Below are 16,210 nucleotides of genomic sequence, written 5' to 3'. Positions count from 1 at the left end.
GGGGCGGGCGAGAGCGCCCGCTACTGGCGCCACCCGGAGCTGCCGGGCGTCGACCTGCTGCGCGCCCGCTTCATCCACAAGACCTTTGTGCGGCACACCCACGAGACGTTCGTCATCGCCGCCATCGCCGAGGGCGTGGAGGCGTTCCACCACCGTGGCACGCTGCACCGGGTCGGGGCCGGCGGGCTGGCCCTGGTCAACCCCGACACCCCGCACACCGGGCACGCCGGGGTGCCCGAGGGCTGGCGCTACAACGTCCTGTACCCGGACCCCGGGCTCGTCGCGGCCATCGCGGGCGAGGGCGCCACGGTCCGGGGCGCGCCCGGCTTCGCCGTGCCCGTCGCGGACGACCCCGGCGCGGCTCGGCTCGTGCACGGCGTCCACCGCGCCGTGGAGGAGGGCAACGCGCTCGCGGCCGACTCGCTGATACGGGTCGTGGTGGCCCGGCTGCTGCGCCGGCACGGCGGCCCGCTCCCCGAGCGCCAGGCACGTACGGCGGGCGCCCGCAGAGCCCTGCGCGCCCGCGCCATCCTGGAGGCCAGGATGGCCGACCCGCCCACGCTGGAGCAGCTCGCGCACGAGGTGGGCACCAGCCCGTTCGCGCTGCTGCGCGCCTACCGCGAGATGTACGGGATGCCGCCGCACGCCTGGCTGACCGACGCACGGGTGCACCGGGTACGCGCGCTGCTGGACGCGGGTACGCCGCCCGCCGAGGCGGCGACCGCCGTCGGGTTCACCGACCAGCCGCACCTGACCCGGCACTTCGGACGGATCGTCGGTGTGCCGCCGGGCGCCTACCAGCGGGAGCGCGCAAGAACGTACAAGACCGGGGGAGCCGGCCGCCCCTAGCGTGCGGCGCGTGCCACAGCAGACAGACTCACCTCAGCGCGGCGAGCGGGAGGGCCGGGCCGACCGCGACGTCATACGGGACGCGCTCGGCGTCGGTGTCGCCGTCGGGCTCTCCGGGTTCGCCTTCGGCGTGACCGCGGCGGGCGCGGGAATCAGCCTGGCGCAGACCTGCGCGCTCAGCCTGCTCGTCTTCACCGGAGCCTCGCAGTTCGCGCTCGTCACCGCGCTGGCGGCGGGCGGCGGCCCGCTGACGGCCGCCGCCGGGGCGCTCTTCCTGGGCACCAGGAACGCCTTCTACGGGCTGCGGCTGTCCACGCTGCTGCGGCTGCCGCGCGGGGTGCGCGCCGCCGCGGCGCACTGGGTGATCGACGAGACGTCGGTCGTCGCCCTCGCCCAGCCGGACCGGCGGTCGGCCCGGCTCGGCTTCGCCGTCACGGGGGCCTCGCTCTACGCGCTGTGGAACCTCTCCACGCTGCTCGGCGCACTGGGCGCCGAAGCCCTCGGGGACATGGACACCTGGGGCCTGGACGCGGCGGGACCGGCCGTCTTTCTCGCCCTGCTGGCCCCCATGCTGCGCACCGCGGTCGAACGCGCGACGGCGGCCGTCGCCGTCGTCCTGGGGCTCGGTCTGCTGCCCGTGCTGCCCGCGGGCGTACCGGTCCTCGTGTCGGCGCTCGCCGCGCCCCTGGTGCTCGCCGCGCACGCCCGCACGGCGGCCGGGAAGCGCGCGCGGCGGGACGCGGAGCGCGGTGCGGGACGCGGAGAGGAGAGCGCGCGGTGAGCGTGTGGATCGCGATCGGCGTCACGGCCGTCGGCTGCTATCTGGTGAAGCTGCTCGGGCTGTCCGTGCCCGCCGGGATACTGGAGAGTCCGCTGGTCAGAAGGCTGGCCGCGCTCGTTCCTGTCGCCCTGCTGGCGGCGCTGACCGCGCAGCAGGGGTTCGGTGACGGGACGGCGCCGGCCTTCGACGCCAGGGCGGCGGGGCTCGGCGCGGCGGCGGTGGCCCTGCTGCTGCGCGCGCCCTTCCTCGTCGTCGTGGCCGCAGCGGTCGCCGTCACAGCGGGCGTACGGGCTCTGGCCTAGGGATGTGGCCGGCACGAGGAGGCTCCCGGCGCCTCGGCCCTTGCGGGGTGCCCAGGGGGCGCGGAGACCCGCAGCGCCCCCGTCATAGGCGTCCGTACGCGCGGAGGGTCAACAGGGCCTCCAGCGTCACCAGGGGCCGCCCTTCGAGGGCGGTGCCCGGCGCCCAGGGGCGCCAGTTGATGTCCCATCCGCCGTCGTCCCGCTGGCCGGCGGCGAGGTGGCCGAGCCCGCGCTCCATCTCGTCGCCGGTGAACCAGCGGCGGGCCAGCGAGTCGGGCGTGCGGGCGAAGTCCGTCACATGGTGGTGCTCGCCCGGCGCGTAGCCCTCCGCGACGGGGAACTCCTCCGCCCGCTCCGGATCGGTGACGACGAGCCGCTGCTCGCGCACCAGCGTGCCCAGCCGCTCGGCCGCGGCCTCCGCGCGCGGCCGGTCCGGCACGCCGTCCAGGAAGCTCAGCGCCGCCTCCGCCTCGTAGGGGTGGGTCTTCTCCAGGGACTCGATCGCGTCCCAGCAGTAGTCGGTCGCCCGGAACAGCCAGGCGTGCCACACGCCGTTGCGGTGCAGGGTGCCGACCACGGGGGCGGTGGCGAGCAGGGCGCTGGGCGGGTTGTCCGTCACGGGGATCCAGGGCGCCGCCGGGTAGCCGCGCAGGGACGGGTGGACGGCGGGCAGCGCCCCGTCGGAGGTGGAGACGGCGGTGAGATAGCGGCCGATGCGCTCCACCCGCTGTCCGGCGCAGCGTCCGATGCCGTCCAGGACGCGCAGCGCGGCGGCCGTGTGCAGCGGCTGGCTGACGGGGCCGCGCAGGTCGGGCTCCAGAGCGTGGCCGTAGCCGCCGTCGGCGTTGCGGTAGGCGTCGAGGGCCGTCTCGACGGTGTCCGGGTCGCCGTCCAGGAAGTGGTGTTCGAAGCGCCGCTGTTCCAGCACGCGCGCCGTCAGCCAGATGAACCGCTCGGCGCGGGACAGCGAAGTCGTTCCAGAGGGAGCCATCCCCCGACGGTAGGCCCAGGTGTCCGTCCGGTCACCATCGGCGACCGGAGGCAACCCGGAGGGCGGGATACTGGGGGCATGCGGTTGACGGTCTTCTGGCAGCGGATGGCGGAACACTTCGGCGAGGCGTACGCCGACTCGTTCGCGCGTGATCATGTGATGTCCGAGCTCGGCGGGCGGACCGTGCGCGAGGCGCTGGACTCCGGCTGGGAGGCGAGGGACGTGTGGCGTGCGGTGTGCGCCGTCATGGAGGTGCCCGCCGACAAGCGGTGAACCGCCCTCCGGCGCCGGCGTCCCCGCGTTCGGTGGCAAGGACGGTCTGTACCAGGCCGCGCTGGAGCACGGCGGACGCGGCTGCCTGCTGGTCAATGCCGCCACCGAGCGGCTGCCGGAGGACCAGCCGACCCGGCGCACCGTGCGGGACGTGCTGGGTGCCAACCAGGGCGCGCTCGCCGGTCTGCTGCGCGCGGCGGCGGAGCGCGGCGCGACCGCGCCGCGGCACGACCCGCACGCCCTCGCCGCCTTACTCAACGGACTTCGGGTGTCCGCGAAGGTCACGCCGGACCCCCGTGCCCTCGAACCCCTCGTGGAGGTGGCGCTGAGCGCGCTCGACCGACCACCGGCCGCGTCCTCGACGCTTCCTGGCCGAGCGGGGACAGCCGCCCGGCCGCTGCGCGCCCCGGACCGCTCGCTCGCCATGGGTTATCCACAGGGAGCGGGGGTGGCTTGACTCAAAAATCGAACATGGATTCTTATAGGTGAGCCGGCTGGAGAACCCGCTGCCGGGCCCGGAAACGCCGGGCGCCGGGACGCGAGGCCGGGCCGATTGTCAGTGGCAGGCGCTAGCGTCGTGTGACGTGAAGCGATCGACTCAAGCGAACCCCCGGGTGGCACCGATGGCAGGAACCGACCGCGAGAAGGCGCTGGACGCCGCGCTCGCGCAGATTGAACGGCAATTCGGCAAGGGCGCCGTGATGCGCATGGGCGAGCGGCCGAACGAGCCCGTCGAGATCATCCCCACCGGGTCGACCGCGCTCGATGTGGCCCTCGGCGTCGGCGGCCTTCCGCGCGGCCGCGTGGTGGAGGTGTACGGACCGGAGTCCTCCGGTAAGACCACGCTGACGCTGCACGCGGTCGCCAACGCCCAGAAGGCGGGCGGCACGGTCGCCTTCGTGGACGCGGAGCACGCCCTCGACCCGGAGTACGCGAAGGCGCTCGGGGTCGACACGGACGCGCTGATCCTCTCCCAGCCGGACAACGGCGAGCAGGCCCTGGAGATCACCGACATGCTGATCCGCTCCGGGGCGCTCGACCTGATCATCGTCGACTCCGTCGCGGCGCTGGTGCCCCGCGCGGAGATCGAGGGCGAGATGGGCGACTCGCACGTCGGCCTCCAGGCCCGGCTGATGAGCCAGGCCCTGCGGAAGATCGCCGGTGCGCTCAACCAGTCCAAGACCACCGCGATCTTCATCAACCAGCTGCGCGAGAAGGTCGGTGTGATGTTCGGCTCGCCGGAGACCACCACGGGTGGCCGCGCGCTGAAGTTCTACGCCTCCGTGCGGCTCGACATCCGGCGTATCGAGACCCTCAAGGACGGCACCGACGCGGTCGGCAACCGCACCCGCGTCAAGGTCGTCAAGAACAAGGTCGCGCCCCCCTTCAAGCAGGCCGAGTTCGACATCCTGTACGGGCAGGGCATCAGCCGCGAGGGCGGCCTGATCGACATGGGCGTGGAGAACGGCTTCATCCGCAAGTCCGGCGCCTGGTACACCTACGAGGGCGACCAGCTCGGCCAGGGCAAGGAGAACGCCCGCAACTTCCTGAGGGACAACCCCGATCTCGCCAACGAGATCGAGAAGAAGATCAAGGAGAAGCTGGGCATCGGCGTGCGGCCCGAGGAGCCGGCGGGCGAGCCGGGCTCCGCGGCGGCGGCCGCGCCGCAGCCGGAGGCGGGTGCGAGCGGTGACTCCGGCGCCGAGGAGGGAGCCGCCAAGGCGGTCCCCGCGCCCGCGGCCAAGGCGGCCAAGGCGTCGAAGACGTCCAAGGCCACCGCAGCCAAGAGCTGATCCGTGACACGACGCACCGAGTGGCCGGTGGAGCAGACGGCCCCCGGAGCCGAGGGCATCCAGGACAGCGGTGGTCTCGCCCCGTCGAGGGCCGAGGCGGGACCACCGCGCACGTCTCGGGGTACACGGGGGGATCCCGAGGCGTGCGGGGACGGGGGACAGCGGCTGCCAGAGCCGCAGGACCCGGTGGAGCGGGCGCGGGCGATCTGTCTGCGTCTGCTCACCGGGACTCCCCGGACCAGACGGCAGCTCGCCGAAGCACTGGCCGAGCGGGGGATCCCCGGCGAGGCGGCGGAGGAGGTGCTGGCCCGCTTCGAGGACGTCGGGCTGATCGACGACACCGCGTTCGCCGCGGCGTGGGTCGAGTCCCGGCACCACAGCCGGGGCCTGGCACGCCGCGCCCTCGCCCGGGAACTGCGCACCAAGGGCGTCGACTCGGCGGTGATCGACGACGCCGTGGGGCAGCTGGACGCCGAGCGCGAGGAGGAGACCGCGCGGGCCCTGGTGGAGCGGAAGCTCCGCGCGACGAGAGGGCTGGACCGGGACAGACGGATCCGGCGGCTGGCCGGGCTGCTCGCCCGCAAGGGCTATGCCGAGGGGGTCGCCCTCCGTGTCGTCCGCCGTGCCCTGGAGGAGGAGGGGGAGGACCCGGAGGCGCTGGCGGAGCGTCTGCCGGAGGTATGACGGCAGCGTCTGCCGGAGGTATGACGGCTCTGTTTCCGCCGGACCCGCCCTACGGCTCCTGGTTCCCGCGCCCCACGGGGCCGCCCACTGGCTGGGCGCCCCGAATCGCCTCGGCGCAGCTGCGCAGCTCCGCCGGGCGGGCCGCGGGCAGCGCGGCCACCAGGTGGCCGTCGGAGCGGACGACGAGGACGGTGTGGGCCGCCGCGTCCGGATAGCCCTCTGCCACCAGCAGCGTGGCCCGTACCGGCAGGTCGTCGACGGCGGCGGCCAGTGAGGGCATCATGCCCGCCGACAGCCAGTGGCGGCTGTCCCACACCGCGGTGCCCGGCGCTATGAGCACCACCAGCAGTTCGCCGCCCGCCCCGCACAGCCAGTCGCGCAGCCGCCCCCGGGTGCCGTCAGCGGCGGTCACGGCGACGTCCCGCACCGGCGCCCCCGGCGCCGTGCCGACCGGCACGGTGGTGACCTCGCCGCGCGGCGGGCTCAGCGGCGTACGGGCGTACGTCGCGGGCGCCCCCAGCAGTCCGCGCCCCAGGTGGCCGTCCGTCAGCAGGCCCAGATGCGCCCGTGCGCCCCCTCCGGGCAGCAGCGCGCGCAGTCCGCCGCCTCCGCGTCGCACCAGGGGCAGCGCCTGGTCGACGGCGCGCAGCCGGGCGCCGACGGCGGCGCGCCGCTCCGCCTCGTAGCTGTCCAGCAGCGTGGCCGCCGCGTCGTCGTGCCCGTGGTGCCAGGCCAGCGCGAGCTTCCAGGCGAGGTTGGCCGCGTCGCGCAGCCCCTCGTCGACGGACTGGACGCCGAGCGCCCCCTGGAGGTGCGCCGCGTCGCCCGCGAGGAACGCCCGGTCCACCCGCCAGTGCCGGGCGAGCCGCTGGTGCGCGGTGTGCACGCCCGTGTCGACCAGTTCGTAGGGCCCGGGGGCGCCGTGCCCGTCCGCCGCCTCGAACCACAGCGTGAGCGTGTCCTGCACCCGCTCCAGCAACTCCTCGGGGGTGACCAGGTCGCCGCGCGGCGGCAGCAGCCAGTCCAGCCGCCATATGCCCCCGGCCAGCGGACGCGCCGTCACCTCGCCGGGCACGCCGCCCGGATCGCGCTGGAGCAGCGCCTCGTCCTCCCAGGGGAGCTGGACGCGCACCGCGGCTACCGCGTGCCGCTCGACGGCCGTGTGGCCGGGGAAGCGCACTCCGAGCAGCTTCCGTACGGTCGAGCGGGCTCCGTCGCAGCCGACCGCGTAGCTGCCGCGCCACCAGGTGCCGGCGGCGCCCCGGGTGTGGACCGTCACCCCGGACGGGTCCTGCTCCAGCTGGTCGACGTGGCTGTGCGGGACGACCCGGGCCAGTTGCTCGTCCTCCAGCGCGGTGCGCAGCGCGCGCTCCAGCGTGTGCTGTTCGAGGTGCAGCGGCGCGGTCTCCTCGTCGAGCTCCACCCGCTCCACGAGGTGGCGGCGCCGTTCGGTCCGCCAGGACCGCCAGCGCTGCCCGGGAAGCACGGCCAGGTGCGCGGCGGTGTCGCGGCGCAGCACGCAGGTGCGGGCGGCGCGCGGGGGAGAGCCGCCGTCCGTCGCATCGAGGACGACGGACGGCACCGAGTGCCGGGCCAGAGCGAGGGAGAGTGCGAGTCCGGTCGGGCCGGCACCGGCCACGATCACCGGTTCCACGGCGCTGAGACCTCACAGCCCTGGTGGTGCTGACGGGGGCCGGGGTTCGCGGCTGCTGGAGCCTGGTGCACGATCACGCTGGTATGCAACCCACTGCCTGAGCGGGCGTCAAGTGAGGCTGGCGGCGGCCCTGCCGGGCCGCCGCCGCACTGGTCAGCGGGGTGACGTGTTCAGGGCAGGGCGCCGGTCTGCTCGGGGACCTTCGCCTCCGTCGGCGCGATGCCGGTCTTCGCGCGGCGTCCGCGCCGCTCGATCCAGTTGGCCAGGCCCGACAGGGCGAGGCAGAGCACGATGTAGAGCGTGCCGATGACGATGACCGTGGGGACGTACGGGTAGTCGCCGTTGACCTGGGTGTTGGAGGCGATCAGCCGGGCCGTCTGCAGCAGCTCCGGATAGAGGATGATGTAGCCGAGCGAGGTGTCCTTGAGGGTCACCACCAGCTGGCTGATGATCGTCGGCATCATGGACCGCACGGCCTGCGGCATCAGGATCGACGCCGTCACCTGCGTCTTGCGCATGCCGATCGCGTACGCGGCCTCGCGCTGTCCGGTGGGCACCGCGTTGATGCCCGCGCGCAGCACCTCGGCCTGCACACAGGAGTTGTAGATGGCGAGGCCGAACACCAGCGCCCACATGGGTTCGATGTTGACCTCGACCGGCAGGATCGCGTCCACGATCCCCACCCACAGGGCGAAGATGGTGATCAGCAGCGGGACCGACCGGAAGAGCTCGATGAAGCCGGTGGCGAGCCACCGGACGGGCTTGTGGTCGGAGAGCCGTCCCATGCACAGGACCACCGCCATCACCAGCGAGAGCGCGGCGGCCATCGCGAACACCTTCAGGGTGGCGGCCAGGCCGTCGAGGATGTTCTCCCGGATGCCCGCGTAGTTGAAGATGTCCCACATGGCGCCGTCGAACTGGCCCTTGTCGTAGAGCCGGTAGGCCACCAGCGCGACCAGGCCGACGATCAGCAGGCCGCCGACGACCGAGAGGACGAGGTTGCGGGCGCGGGCCCTGGGGCCCGGCGCGTCGTAGAGCACGCTGCCGCTCATCGGGCGACCTCCAGACGGCGCTCCAGCGTCCGGAACAGGGCGCTGATGGAGAACGTGACGATCAGGTAGCCGATGGTGATCCAGATGAAGATCACGAGGATGTTGTAGCCCTCGTTGCTGAGCACCTTCTGGATGTTGAACAGGTCGACGTTGTTGAACGCGCCCGCGATGGCGGAGTTCTTGGTGAGGGCGATCAGGAAGCTGCTCAGCGGCGGCAGCGCGGTGCGGGTCGCCTGGGGCAGCACGACGATCCGCAGGGTCTGCGTGAAGGTCATGCCGATGCTGCGCGCTGCCTCGGCCTGTCCCAGCGGCACCGTGTTGATGCCCGAGCGGAGGGCCTCGGCTATGTAGGACGAGGTGTACATGCCGAGGGCGACCACGGCCAGCAGATAGGAGTCGATCCCGGGGAAGAGCACCTGGGGCACCACGAAGAAGGCCACCAGGAAGAGCAGCGTCAGCGGGGTGTTGCGCAGCAGCGTCACCCACACCGTGCCGAACAGCCGCAGCGGCGGTACGGGCGAGACCCGGAACCCGGCGATGATCAGCCCCAGCACCACGGCGAGGGCCGCGCTGCCGGCGGTCAGGGACACGGTTCCGACGAAGCCCTCGCGGAACAGATCCAGATTGTCGAGCAGTACGTTCATAGAGTGTCTCGTCTCCGCGGGCCGGAGTGCGGCGGCGCTTCGGACAGGGGCATCAGCCCTGCTCGTACGGGCGCGGCGGGCGCGCCCGTACGAGCAGGGTCAGGTGGCGCTTCGGTGCGGGCGGCCGGCCCGGCTCACTTCTCGGTGATCGTCGGCGGCTCGACGAACTTGGAGCCCGACTTGCCGAGCGTCGCGTCGTACGCCTTCTCGTAGTCCCCGTTGTCCTCGTGCGCCTTCAGCGCGTCGGCGACCGCCTTCTGCAGCGCCTTGTCGCCCTTCTTCAGGCCGACGCCGTAGGGCTCGTCGGTGAAGGTCTTGCTGAGGACCTTCAGCTTCTTCGGGTTGTCCGCGGCGTAGCCCTTGAGGATCGCGTCGTCCGTGGTGACCGCGTCCACCTGGCCGTCGATCAGCTGCTTGACGCAGTCCGAGTACTTGGCCAGCTCGGTGATCTTGCCGCCGTACTTCGGCTTCTTGATCTCCTGGAGCGGGGTGGAGCCGACGATGGAGCAGACCTTCTTGCCCTTGACGGAGTCCGGCCCCTCGATGCCGCTCTCGTCCTCGCGGACCAGCAGCGCGGCGCCCGCGTGGTAGTACGGGCCGGCGAAGTCGATCTGCTTCTTGCGCTCGTCGTTGATGGTGTACGTGCCGATCATCAGGTCCACGTCACCCTTGCGTACCGCCTGCTCGCGGGCGCCCGAGTCCACCGTCTTGAACGTGATCTGCTTGGCCGAGAAGCCGAGGTCGGCGGCGACCATCTTGGCGATCTCGATGTCGAAGCCCGAGTACTTCTTGGTCGACTGGTCCTGGAAGCCCAGATACGGCTGGTCGGCCTTGGCCCCGATGACGATCTTGCCGCGCTTCTGCGCGTTCTTGAGCACCGGCGAGTCGACCGTGACGTCCTCGGCGGCCTTGTAGGTCGGCAGCGACTTCTCGTCGGTGTCGTTGCTCTTGTCCCCGGCGGAGCCCTCCTTGCCGCCGCAGGCCGCGGTGGCGGCGAGTGCCAGGATCACGGCCGCCGAGGCGGCGGTCTTGTGGAGCTTCATAGTCAGTTTCCCTTACTCGAACAGACGTTGGCGGTCCGCCGTCGGTCGTGCGCCTCAGTGGTGCAGAATCTTCGACAGGAAGTCCTTGGCGCGGTCGCTGCGCGGATTGCTGAAGAACTGGTCCGGCGCCGCCTCCTCGACGATCCGGCCGTCGGCCATGAAGACGACCCGGTTCGCCGCGGAGCGTGCGAATCCCATCTCGTGGGTGACCACGACCATGGTCATCCCGTCCCGCGCCAGCTGCTGCATGACCTCCAGCACCTCGTTGATCATCTCGGGATCGAGGGCCGAGGTCGGCTCGTCGAAGAGCATCACCTTCGGATCCATGGCGAGAGCCCTCGCGATGGCGACCCGCTGCTGCTGACCGCCGGAGAGCTGCGCCGGGTACTTGTCGGCCTGGCTGCCGACCCCCACCCGGTCCAGCAGGGCGCGCGCCTTCTCCTCCGCCGCCTGCTTGTCCGTCCTGCGGACCTTGATCTGGCCCAGCGTCACGTTCTCCAGCACCGTCTTGTGCGCGAAGAGGTTGAAGGACTGGAAGACCATGCCCACGTCGGAACGGAGCTTCGCCAGCTCCTTGCCCTCCTGGGGCAGCGGCTTGCCGTCCACGGTGATATGGCCCGAGTCGATCGTCTCCAGGCGGTTGACGGTGCGGCACAGCGTGGACTTCCCGGACCCCGAGGGGCCGATGACGACGACGACCTCGCCCCGCGCGACGGTCAGGTCGATGTCCTGGAGCACGTGCAGCGCACCGAAGTGCTTGTTGACACTCTCCAGCGAGACCAGCGTGTCGGTCCTCGGCTCCGGACTGCCCGCGTCCTTGGCCACCGATACTTCGCTCATCGGCGTGTAGCTCCGTCCTCGTCGGTTGCGTGGACCTTAGTGAGCGCTCGCCATCAGCGTCATTACATCTGAGCGGAAATTGAGCATAACGATCCGGCCGCAACCGGGCACACTGGGTGAAGGGGGGCGACACTGCCGTACGCGCGCCCCCCGGCCCTCGCATGGCGGGTCCGGACAAAGACACAGCGGCCGCAGCGCCGTACCGGCTGTATAACGGATCCTCCCGTGAGTCGGGAAGCCCCTTGACTCACCTTCGCGGATCGGCGTGGATGCGATGTCGGTACAGCGGACGGACGACGGCACAGTGGCGGACGGGAAGGGGAACGCGGAGTTGAGACTGCTCCTCGTCGAGGACGACGACCATGTCGCCGCGGCCCTGAGTGCCGTGCTCGGGCGGCACGGCCTCGACGTGGTCCACGTCCGCAGCGGCGCCGACGCGCTCCAGGAGCTGCTGCCCGGCGCCCCCGGCGAGGGCGCCTGCGGCTTCGACGTCGTGCTGCTCGACCTCGGCCTGCCCGACCAGGACGGCTTCGAGGTGTGCGGCAGGATCCGCCGGACCAGCTCCACCCCCGTGATCATGGTGACGGCCCGCGCCGACGTCCGCTCCCGCATACACGGCCTCAACCTCGGAGCGGACGACTACGTCGTCAAGCCCTACGACATGGGGGAGCTGCTGGCCCGTATCCACGCCGTCAGCCGCCGCGCGGTCGCCGAGGACCCCGCGGCCCCCGGAGCGGCCCAGGAGGCCGCCCAGGGCGCCCCCGGGGCCGCGGACGGCACCCTCCGCCTCGGCACCGTGACCATCGAGCTGCCCACCCGCCAGGTCCGCGTGGACGGCGCCGAGATCTCCCTCACCCGCAAGGAGTTCGACCTGCTGGCGCTCCTCGCGCAGCGGCCGGGGGTCGTCTTCCGCCGGGAGCAGATCATCAGCGAGGTGTGGCGCACCAGCTGGGAGGGCACAGGACGCACCCTGGAGGTGCACGTCGCCTCGCTGCGGGCCAAGCTGCGCCGCCCCGCCCTCATCGAGACGGTACGCGGCGTCGGCTACCGCATGTCGGCCCAGGGCGCCTGAGCGCCGGCCAGGACAGGACCGGAACCGCGTGCGTGCCCGCCTCCTCCCGCTGCTGCTGATCCTGCTCGCCGGGGTGCTGCTCGCCCTCGGCTTCCCGCTCGCCGCCAGCCAGGCCGCCGCGCAGCAGCAGCGCGTCGTGGTGGACCGTATCGACGACACCGCCCGCTTCGCCTCCCTCGCCCAGTTCGTCACCTCGACCAGCGAGCCGAGCGAGCGCCGCGCCACCCTCAAAAGCGAACTGGAGCGCTACTACGACCTCTACGGCATCCGGGTCGGCGTCTTCTACCGGGACGGCCAGGCCATGGGCGTCGCCCCCGCCGACTGGCGCGTCCCGGCGAAGGGGGAGGGCGCGCGGGCCTTCGCCGAGGCGCTGGCGGGGCGCCGCAGCCACGACCCCCCGCAGGTGTGGCCGTGGCAGCAGGGGCGCATAGCGGTCGCCTCGCCCGTCATCCGGGACGGGGACGTGGCCGCCGTGGTGCTCACCGACTCGCCCACCGGTCAGATGCGGTCCCGCACCCTCAGGGGCTGGCTGGCCATCGCGGCGGGCGAGGGGGCCGCCATGCTGCTCGCCGTCGCCGCCGCGCTCCGGCTGACCGGCTGGGTGCTGCGGCCCGTCCGTACCCTCGACCGGGCCACGCACGAGATCGCCACCGGGAAGCTCGCCTCCCGGGTCGCCGCCTCCGGCGGACCGCCCGAGCTGCGCCGTCTGGCCGACTCGTTCAACGAGATGGCGGGCAACGTGGAGAGCGCCGTCGAGCAGCAGCGCGCCTTCGTCGCGGACGCCTCCCACCAGTTGCGCAACCCGCTGTCCGCACTGCTGCTGCGCATCGAGGTGCTGGGCCTGGAGCTGCCGGAGGGGCACGAGGAGATGGCGTCCGTACGGGCCGAGGGCAAGCGCCTCGCACGCGTACTGGACGACCTGCTCGACCTGGCGACGGCCGAGCACGCCGACGCCGCACCCGTGCGGCTCACCGACGTCGCCGCCCTGGCCGCGGAACGGGTGGCCGCCTGGCTGCCCGTCGCCGAGCGCAAGGGCGTCGCGCTGCGCACCTGCGGGCAGTCCGCGGCCACCGGCTGGGCGGATCCCGACGCGCTCGCCGGAGCCCTGGACGCCGTGGTGGACAACGCCCTCAAGTTCACCCCGGCGGACGGTGAGGTCACCGTCACGGTGACCGCCGGGGGCGAGTGGGTCGCGCTGGAGACGGCGGACGGCGGGGACGGGCTGAGCGACGAGGAACTGGAGCGGGTCGGCGACCGGTTCTGGCGCAGCGGACGCCACCAGAACGTCTCCGGCTCCGGACTCGGCCTGTCCATCACCCGCGCGCTGCTCGGAGCGGGCGGCGGACACCTGTCCTTCGCGCACAATGAACCGCACGGCCTGCGGGTCCTGATCACTGTGCCGCGGAACGCCCCAGCCGCAGGGTGAGGATCTGGAACGGACGCAGTGCCACCCGCACCGCGCCGTCCTCCACCGGGTGGCTCCCGTGCGGCAGGGGGCGCTCCAGCAGGTCCGTCTCGGTCGCCGAGGCGACGGGGAAGCCGGGCGTGAGGGTCGCGGCGGCCCGTCCGCCGTGCGCCTCGTAGAGCCGCACGACCACGTCTCCGCCGCGGTCCTCGGCCAGCTTCACCGCCTCGGCCACCACCTGACCGCCCCGGCCGTCCTCGACGCGGACGAGCGGCGCGACGGGGTCGCCGCTTCCGGCCACGGTGCGCTCCGGGAGGTTGATCCAGTGCCCCTCCCGTACCGCGTCCCCGACCGCCGCTCCCGGCGCCAGCCCGTAGCGCATCCGGTGCGCCCCCTGGTCGGTCTCCGGGTCCGGGTAGCGCGGGGCGCGCAGCAGAGAGAGCCGTACGGTCGTGGTCTGGCCGCCGTCCGCGCGGACGGCGCGGGTCACGTCGTGCCCGTACGTGGAGTCGTTCACCAGCGCGGCGCCCCAGCCGGGCTCCGCCACGTGGATCCAGCGGTGCGCGCAGATCTCGAACTTCGCCGCCTCCCAGGAGGTGTTGGTGTGGGTGGGCCGGAAGACGTGTCCGAACTGCGTCTCGGACGCCGACTGGTCCGCCTTCACATCGAGCGGGAACGTCGCCTTCAGCAGCTTCTCGCACTCGTGCCAGTCCACCTCGGTGTCCACGGAGAGCACCTTGCCGCCCGCGCGCAGGGTGAGCCACTGCACCACCGACGAGTCGCCGAAGGAGCGCGCCACACGGACGGTCGCGCGCTCCTCGTCCGCCTCGGCCAGGGTGAGCTCGTCGGCGTGCGTCAGGTCGGTGACGCTGTTGCGGTAGAACGCGTCGATGTCCCAGGCGTCCCAGTGGTTGGGGAGATCCGGGTGCACCTGGAGCAGATTGGCCGCCTGCCGGGGGGCCACGGCCTCGCGCTCCGCGTCCCGGTCGTACGCGGAGACCACCAGTCCCCGCCCGTCCACCTCGATCCGCAGCAGCCCGTTGTCCAGCGTCCAGCCGCCCTGGGGCCGCTCCCGCACCGCGACCGGCGCTGCGCTGCGCGCGGGCCGTTCGGCGGCCCCTCCGGCCGGTACGCCGCCGCGCTCGTGCGGGGCGCCGTTGAAGACGACGGGCCGGTCGCCCTGGCCGGCGAGCGCCGCCTGCGCCTCGCCGGCCAGCCGGTCCAGCTCCGCGTGCACCCGCGCGTAGGTCTCCCGCGCCTCCCGGTGCACCCAGGCGATCGACGAGCCCGGCAGGATGTCGTGGAACTGGTGCAGCAGCACCGTCTTCCACAGCCGCTCCAGCCGCTCGTAGGGATACGCGTAGCCGGCCACGCGCACCGCCGCCGTTGCCGCCCACAGCTCCGCCTCCCGCAGCAGCGACTCGGCCCGCCGGTTGCCCTGTTTCGTCTTCGCCTGCGAGGTGTACGTGCCCCGGTGCAGCTCCAGATACAGCTCGCCGACCCACACGGGCGCCTGTGGATACTCCTCGCCGGCCTTCTCGAAGAAGGCGGCGGGCCGCTCCAGAGCCACCCTCGGGGAGCCGTCCAGGTCGCGCAGCCGGGCGGCGCGGCCGAGCATCTCGCGAGTGGGGCCGCCGCCCCCGTTGCCGTATCCGAACGGCACCAGGGAGTGCGAGGAGCCGCCCTTCTCGCGGAAGGTGCGCGCCGCGTGCGCCAGCTCCCGGCCGTTCAGCCGCGCGTTGTAGGTGTCGACCGGCGGGAAGTGCGTGAAGACCCGTGTGCCGTCGATGCCCTCCCACCAGAACGTGTGGTGCGGAAACGGGTTGGTCCGGCTCCAGGAGATCTTCTGCGTCAGGAACCAGGTGGAGCCGGACAGCTTCACCAACTGGGGCATCGCCGCCGTGTACCCGAAGGAGTCCGGCAGCCACACCTCCCGGGTCTCGACGCCGAACTCGTCCAGGAAGAACTTCTTGCCGTAGAGGAACTGCCGGGCCATCGCCTCCCCGCCGACCATGTTCGTGTCAGACTCCACCCACATGCCGCCCACCGGAACGAACTGCCCCTCGGCGACCTTCTTCTTCACCCTCGCCCAGAGCTCCGGACGGTGCTCCTTGATCCAGGCGAACTGCTGCGCCTGCGACATGGCGAAGACGAAGTCCGGATGGGCGTCCATCAGCGCCACCACGTTGGACGCCGTCCGTGCCACCTTCCGCACGGTCTCGCGCAGCGGCCACAGCCACGCGGAGTCGATGTGGGCGTGGCCCACCGCGCTCACCCGGTGCGCGGAGGCGCGCGCCGGGGACGCCAGGGCCGGTGCGAGCCGCTCCCGGGCCCGCGCCGCCGAACCGGGCACGTCCTGCAGGTCGACCGCGTCCAGCGTGCGCTCCAGGGCCCGCAGCAGCTCCCAGCGGCGGGCGTCCTCCACCGGCAGCTCGGCCATCAGGGAGCCCGCCACTTCCAGGTCGCGCACCAACTCCCACACCTCCGGCTGGAAGACGGCCAGGTCCATCCGCCCCAGCCGGTACAGCGGGCGGGAGGAGGCGGTGAGCCGGTCGCCCTCGTACGTCGGCGTCTGCGGCACGTTCACGATGGGGTTCGAGGCGGCCTCCACATACAGCTCGACCTCCTCCCCGCCGGAGGCCGGAGCGGCGATCCGCACCCAGGAGTTGCGCGGATGCAGCCCCTTCACCGCCTCGCCGTCCCGGTTGTGGACCAGGCCCTCGCACTGGAAGCCCGGCATGTCGCGGTCGAACCCCAGGTCCAGCACGGCCTCCACCGCCCGGCCCGCCCACGCGTCGGGCACCCGCCCGGTCACCCGGAACCAGGT

The 16,210-nt window shown here is 72.8% G+C and carries 15 protein-coding genes and 1 pseudogene; 9 read left to right on the top strand and 7 right to left on the bottom strand.

All coding sequences use genetic code 11. The features are described 5' to 3' along the window. The 3 genes from G5C65_RS14855 to G5C65_RS14845 all read left to right on the top strand — a co-directional run. Positions 1 to 849 (top strand): AraC family transcriptional regulator (locus G5C65_RS14855; RefSeq protein ID WP_241265796.1); only part of this gene is annotated, 849 nt, incomplete at its 5' end. 10 nt (positions 850 to 859) lie between these two features. Then, positions 860 to 1,630, top strand: coding sequence for an AzlC family ABC transporter permease (locus G5C65_RS14850; protein ID WP_338146398.1), 771 nt, complete (start codon positions 860 to 862; stop codon positions 1,628 to 1,630). After that, entirely contained in the window at positions 1,627 to 1,932 is a 306-nt protein-coding gene (locus tag G5C65_RS14845) for an AzlD domain-containing protein (RefSeq protein WP_165299288.1), read from the top strand. Before G5C65_RS14850 ends, G5C65_RS14845 begins: the two co-directional genes overlap by 4 nt. An 82-nt stretch (positions 1,933 to 2,014) precedes the next feature. Here the strand turns inward: G5C65_RS14845 and G5C65_RS14840 are convergent, their stop codons facing one another. Beyond that, on the bottom strand, positions 2,015 to 2,923 hold the full coding sequence (locus G5C65_RS14840) for a hypothetical protein (protein WP_165299287.1): 909 nt from the start codon (positions 2,921 to 2,923) through the stop codon (positions 2,015 to 2,017). A gap of 78 nt (positions 2,924 to 3,001) precedes the next feature. On the opposite strand from G5C65_RS14840, the gene G5C65_RS14835 reads away from it, so the two are divergent. From G5C65_RS14835 to recX, 4 genes and pseudogenes are all read left to right on the top strand, one after another. After that, positions 3,002 to 3,196, top strand: coding sequence for a DUF3046 domain-containing protein (locus G5C65_RS14835; protein ID WP_165299286.1), 195 nt, complete (start codon positions 3,002 to 3,004; stop codon positions 3,194 to 3,196). Between the two features lie 10 nt (positions 3,197 to 3,206). Beyond that, positions 3,207 to 3,536 (top strand): annotated as a pseudogene (locus G5C65_RS14830) (TetR family transcriptional regulator C-terminal domain-containing protein); the annotation flags it as partial. Between the two features lie 283 nt (positions 3,537 to 3,819). Further along, positions 3,820 to 4,989, top strand: coding sequence for a recombinase RecA (gene recA, locus G5C65_RS14825; protein ID WP_165299285.1), 1,170 nt, complete (start codon positions 3,820 to 3,822; stop codon positions 4,987 to 4,989). A gap of 3 nt (positions 4,990 to 4,992) precedes the next feature. Continuing rightward, entirely contained in the window at positions 4,993 to 5,673 is a 681-nt protein-coding gene (gene recX / locus G5C65_RS14820) for a recombination regulator RecX (protein WP_338146397.1), read from the top strand. A gap of 49 nt (positions 5,674 to 5,722) precedes the next feature. On the opposite strand, the gene G5C65_RS14815 is transcribed toward recX, so the two are convergent. The 5 genes from G5C65_RS14815 to G5C65_RS14795 all read right to left on the bottom strand — a co-directional run bounded on the left by G5C65_RS14815 (position 5,723) and on the right by G5C65_RS14795 (position 10,906). Next, positions 5,723 to 7,327, bottom strand: coding sequence for an FAD-dependent monooxygenase (locus G5C65_RS14815; protein WP_165299284.1), 1,605 nt, complete (start codon positions 7,325 to 7,327; stop codon positions 5,723 to 5,725). Positions 7,328 to 7,497: 170 nt separating this feature from the next. After that, positions 7,498 to 8,379 (bottom strand): amino acid ABC transporter permease, encoded by an 882-nt coding sequence (locus G5C65_RS14810; protein ID WP_165299283.1) that lies wholly within the window; start codon positions 8,377 to 8,379, stop codon positions 7,498 to 7,500. Further along, positions 8,376 to 9,023 carry an amino acid ABC transporter permease gene (locus G5C65_RS14805; protein ID WP_165299282.1) on the bottom strand — a complete coding sequence of 216 codons (648 nt, stop codon included), beginning with the start codon at positions 9,021 to 9,023 and terminating at the stop codon, positions 8,376 to 8,378. Before G5C65_RS14805 ends, G5C65_RS14810 begins: the two co-directional genes overlap by 4 nt. A gap of 134 nt (positions 9,024 to 9,157) precedes the next feature. Continuing rightward, positions 9,158 to 10,066, bottom strand: coding sequence for a glutamate ABC transporter substrate-binding protein (locus G5C65_RS14800; RefSeq protein WP_165299281.1), 909 nt, complete (start codon positions 10,064 to 10,066; stop codon positions 9,158 to 9,160). Positions 10,067 to 10,120: 54 nt separating this feature from the next. Further along, on the bottom strand, positions 10,121 to 10,906 hold the full coding sequence (locus tag G5C65_RS14795) for an amino acid ABC transporter ATP-binding protein (RefSeq protein WP_165299280.1): 786 nt from the start codon (positions 10,904 to 10,906) through the stop codon (positions 10,121 to 10,123). 331 nt (positions 10,907 to 11,237) lie between these two features. Between G5C65_RS14795 and G5C65_RS14790 the strand changes: the two genes are divergently transcribed. Together G5C65_RS14790 and G5C65_RS14785 are read left to right on the top strand one after the other, a co-directional pair. Beyond that, positions 11,238 to 11,978 (top strand): response regulator transcription factor, encoded by a 741-nt coding sequence (locus G5C65_RS14790; protein WP_165299289.1) that lies wholly within the window; start codon positions 11,238 to 11,240, stop codon positions 11,976 to 11,978. Between the two features lie 28 nt (positions 11,979 to 12,006). Next, on the top strand, positions 12,007 to 13,404 hold the full coding sequence (locus tag G5C65_RS14785) for an ATP-binding protein (RefSeq protein WP_165299279.1): 1,398 nt from the start codon (positions 12,007 to 12,009) through the stop codon (positions 13,402 to 13,404). On the opposite strand, the gene G5C65_RS14780 is transcribed toward G5C65_RS14785, so the two are convergent. Continuing rightward, positions 13,370 to 16,210, bottom strand: a 2,841-nt coding sequence (locus G5C65_RS14780; RefSeq protein ID WP_165299278.1) for an alpha-mannosidase, incomplete at its 5' end; no start/stop codon positions are given. The two genes, G5C65_RS14785 and G5C65_RS14780, sit on opposite strands and share 35 nt — an antisense overlap.

Origin of the sequence: Streptomyces boncukensis, assembly GCF_011045075.1 — a bacterium.
Lineage (GTDB): Bacteria > Actinomycetota > Actinomycetes > Streptomycetales > Streptomycetaceae > Streptomyces > Streptomyces boncukensis.
Note: the sequence above shows the minus strand (reverse complement) of the source record. Positions and strands in the feature narration are given on the sequence as shown.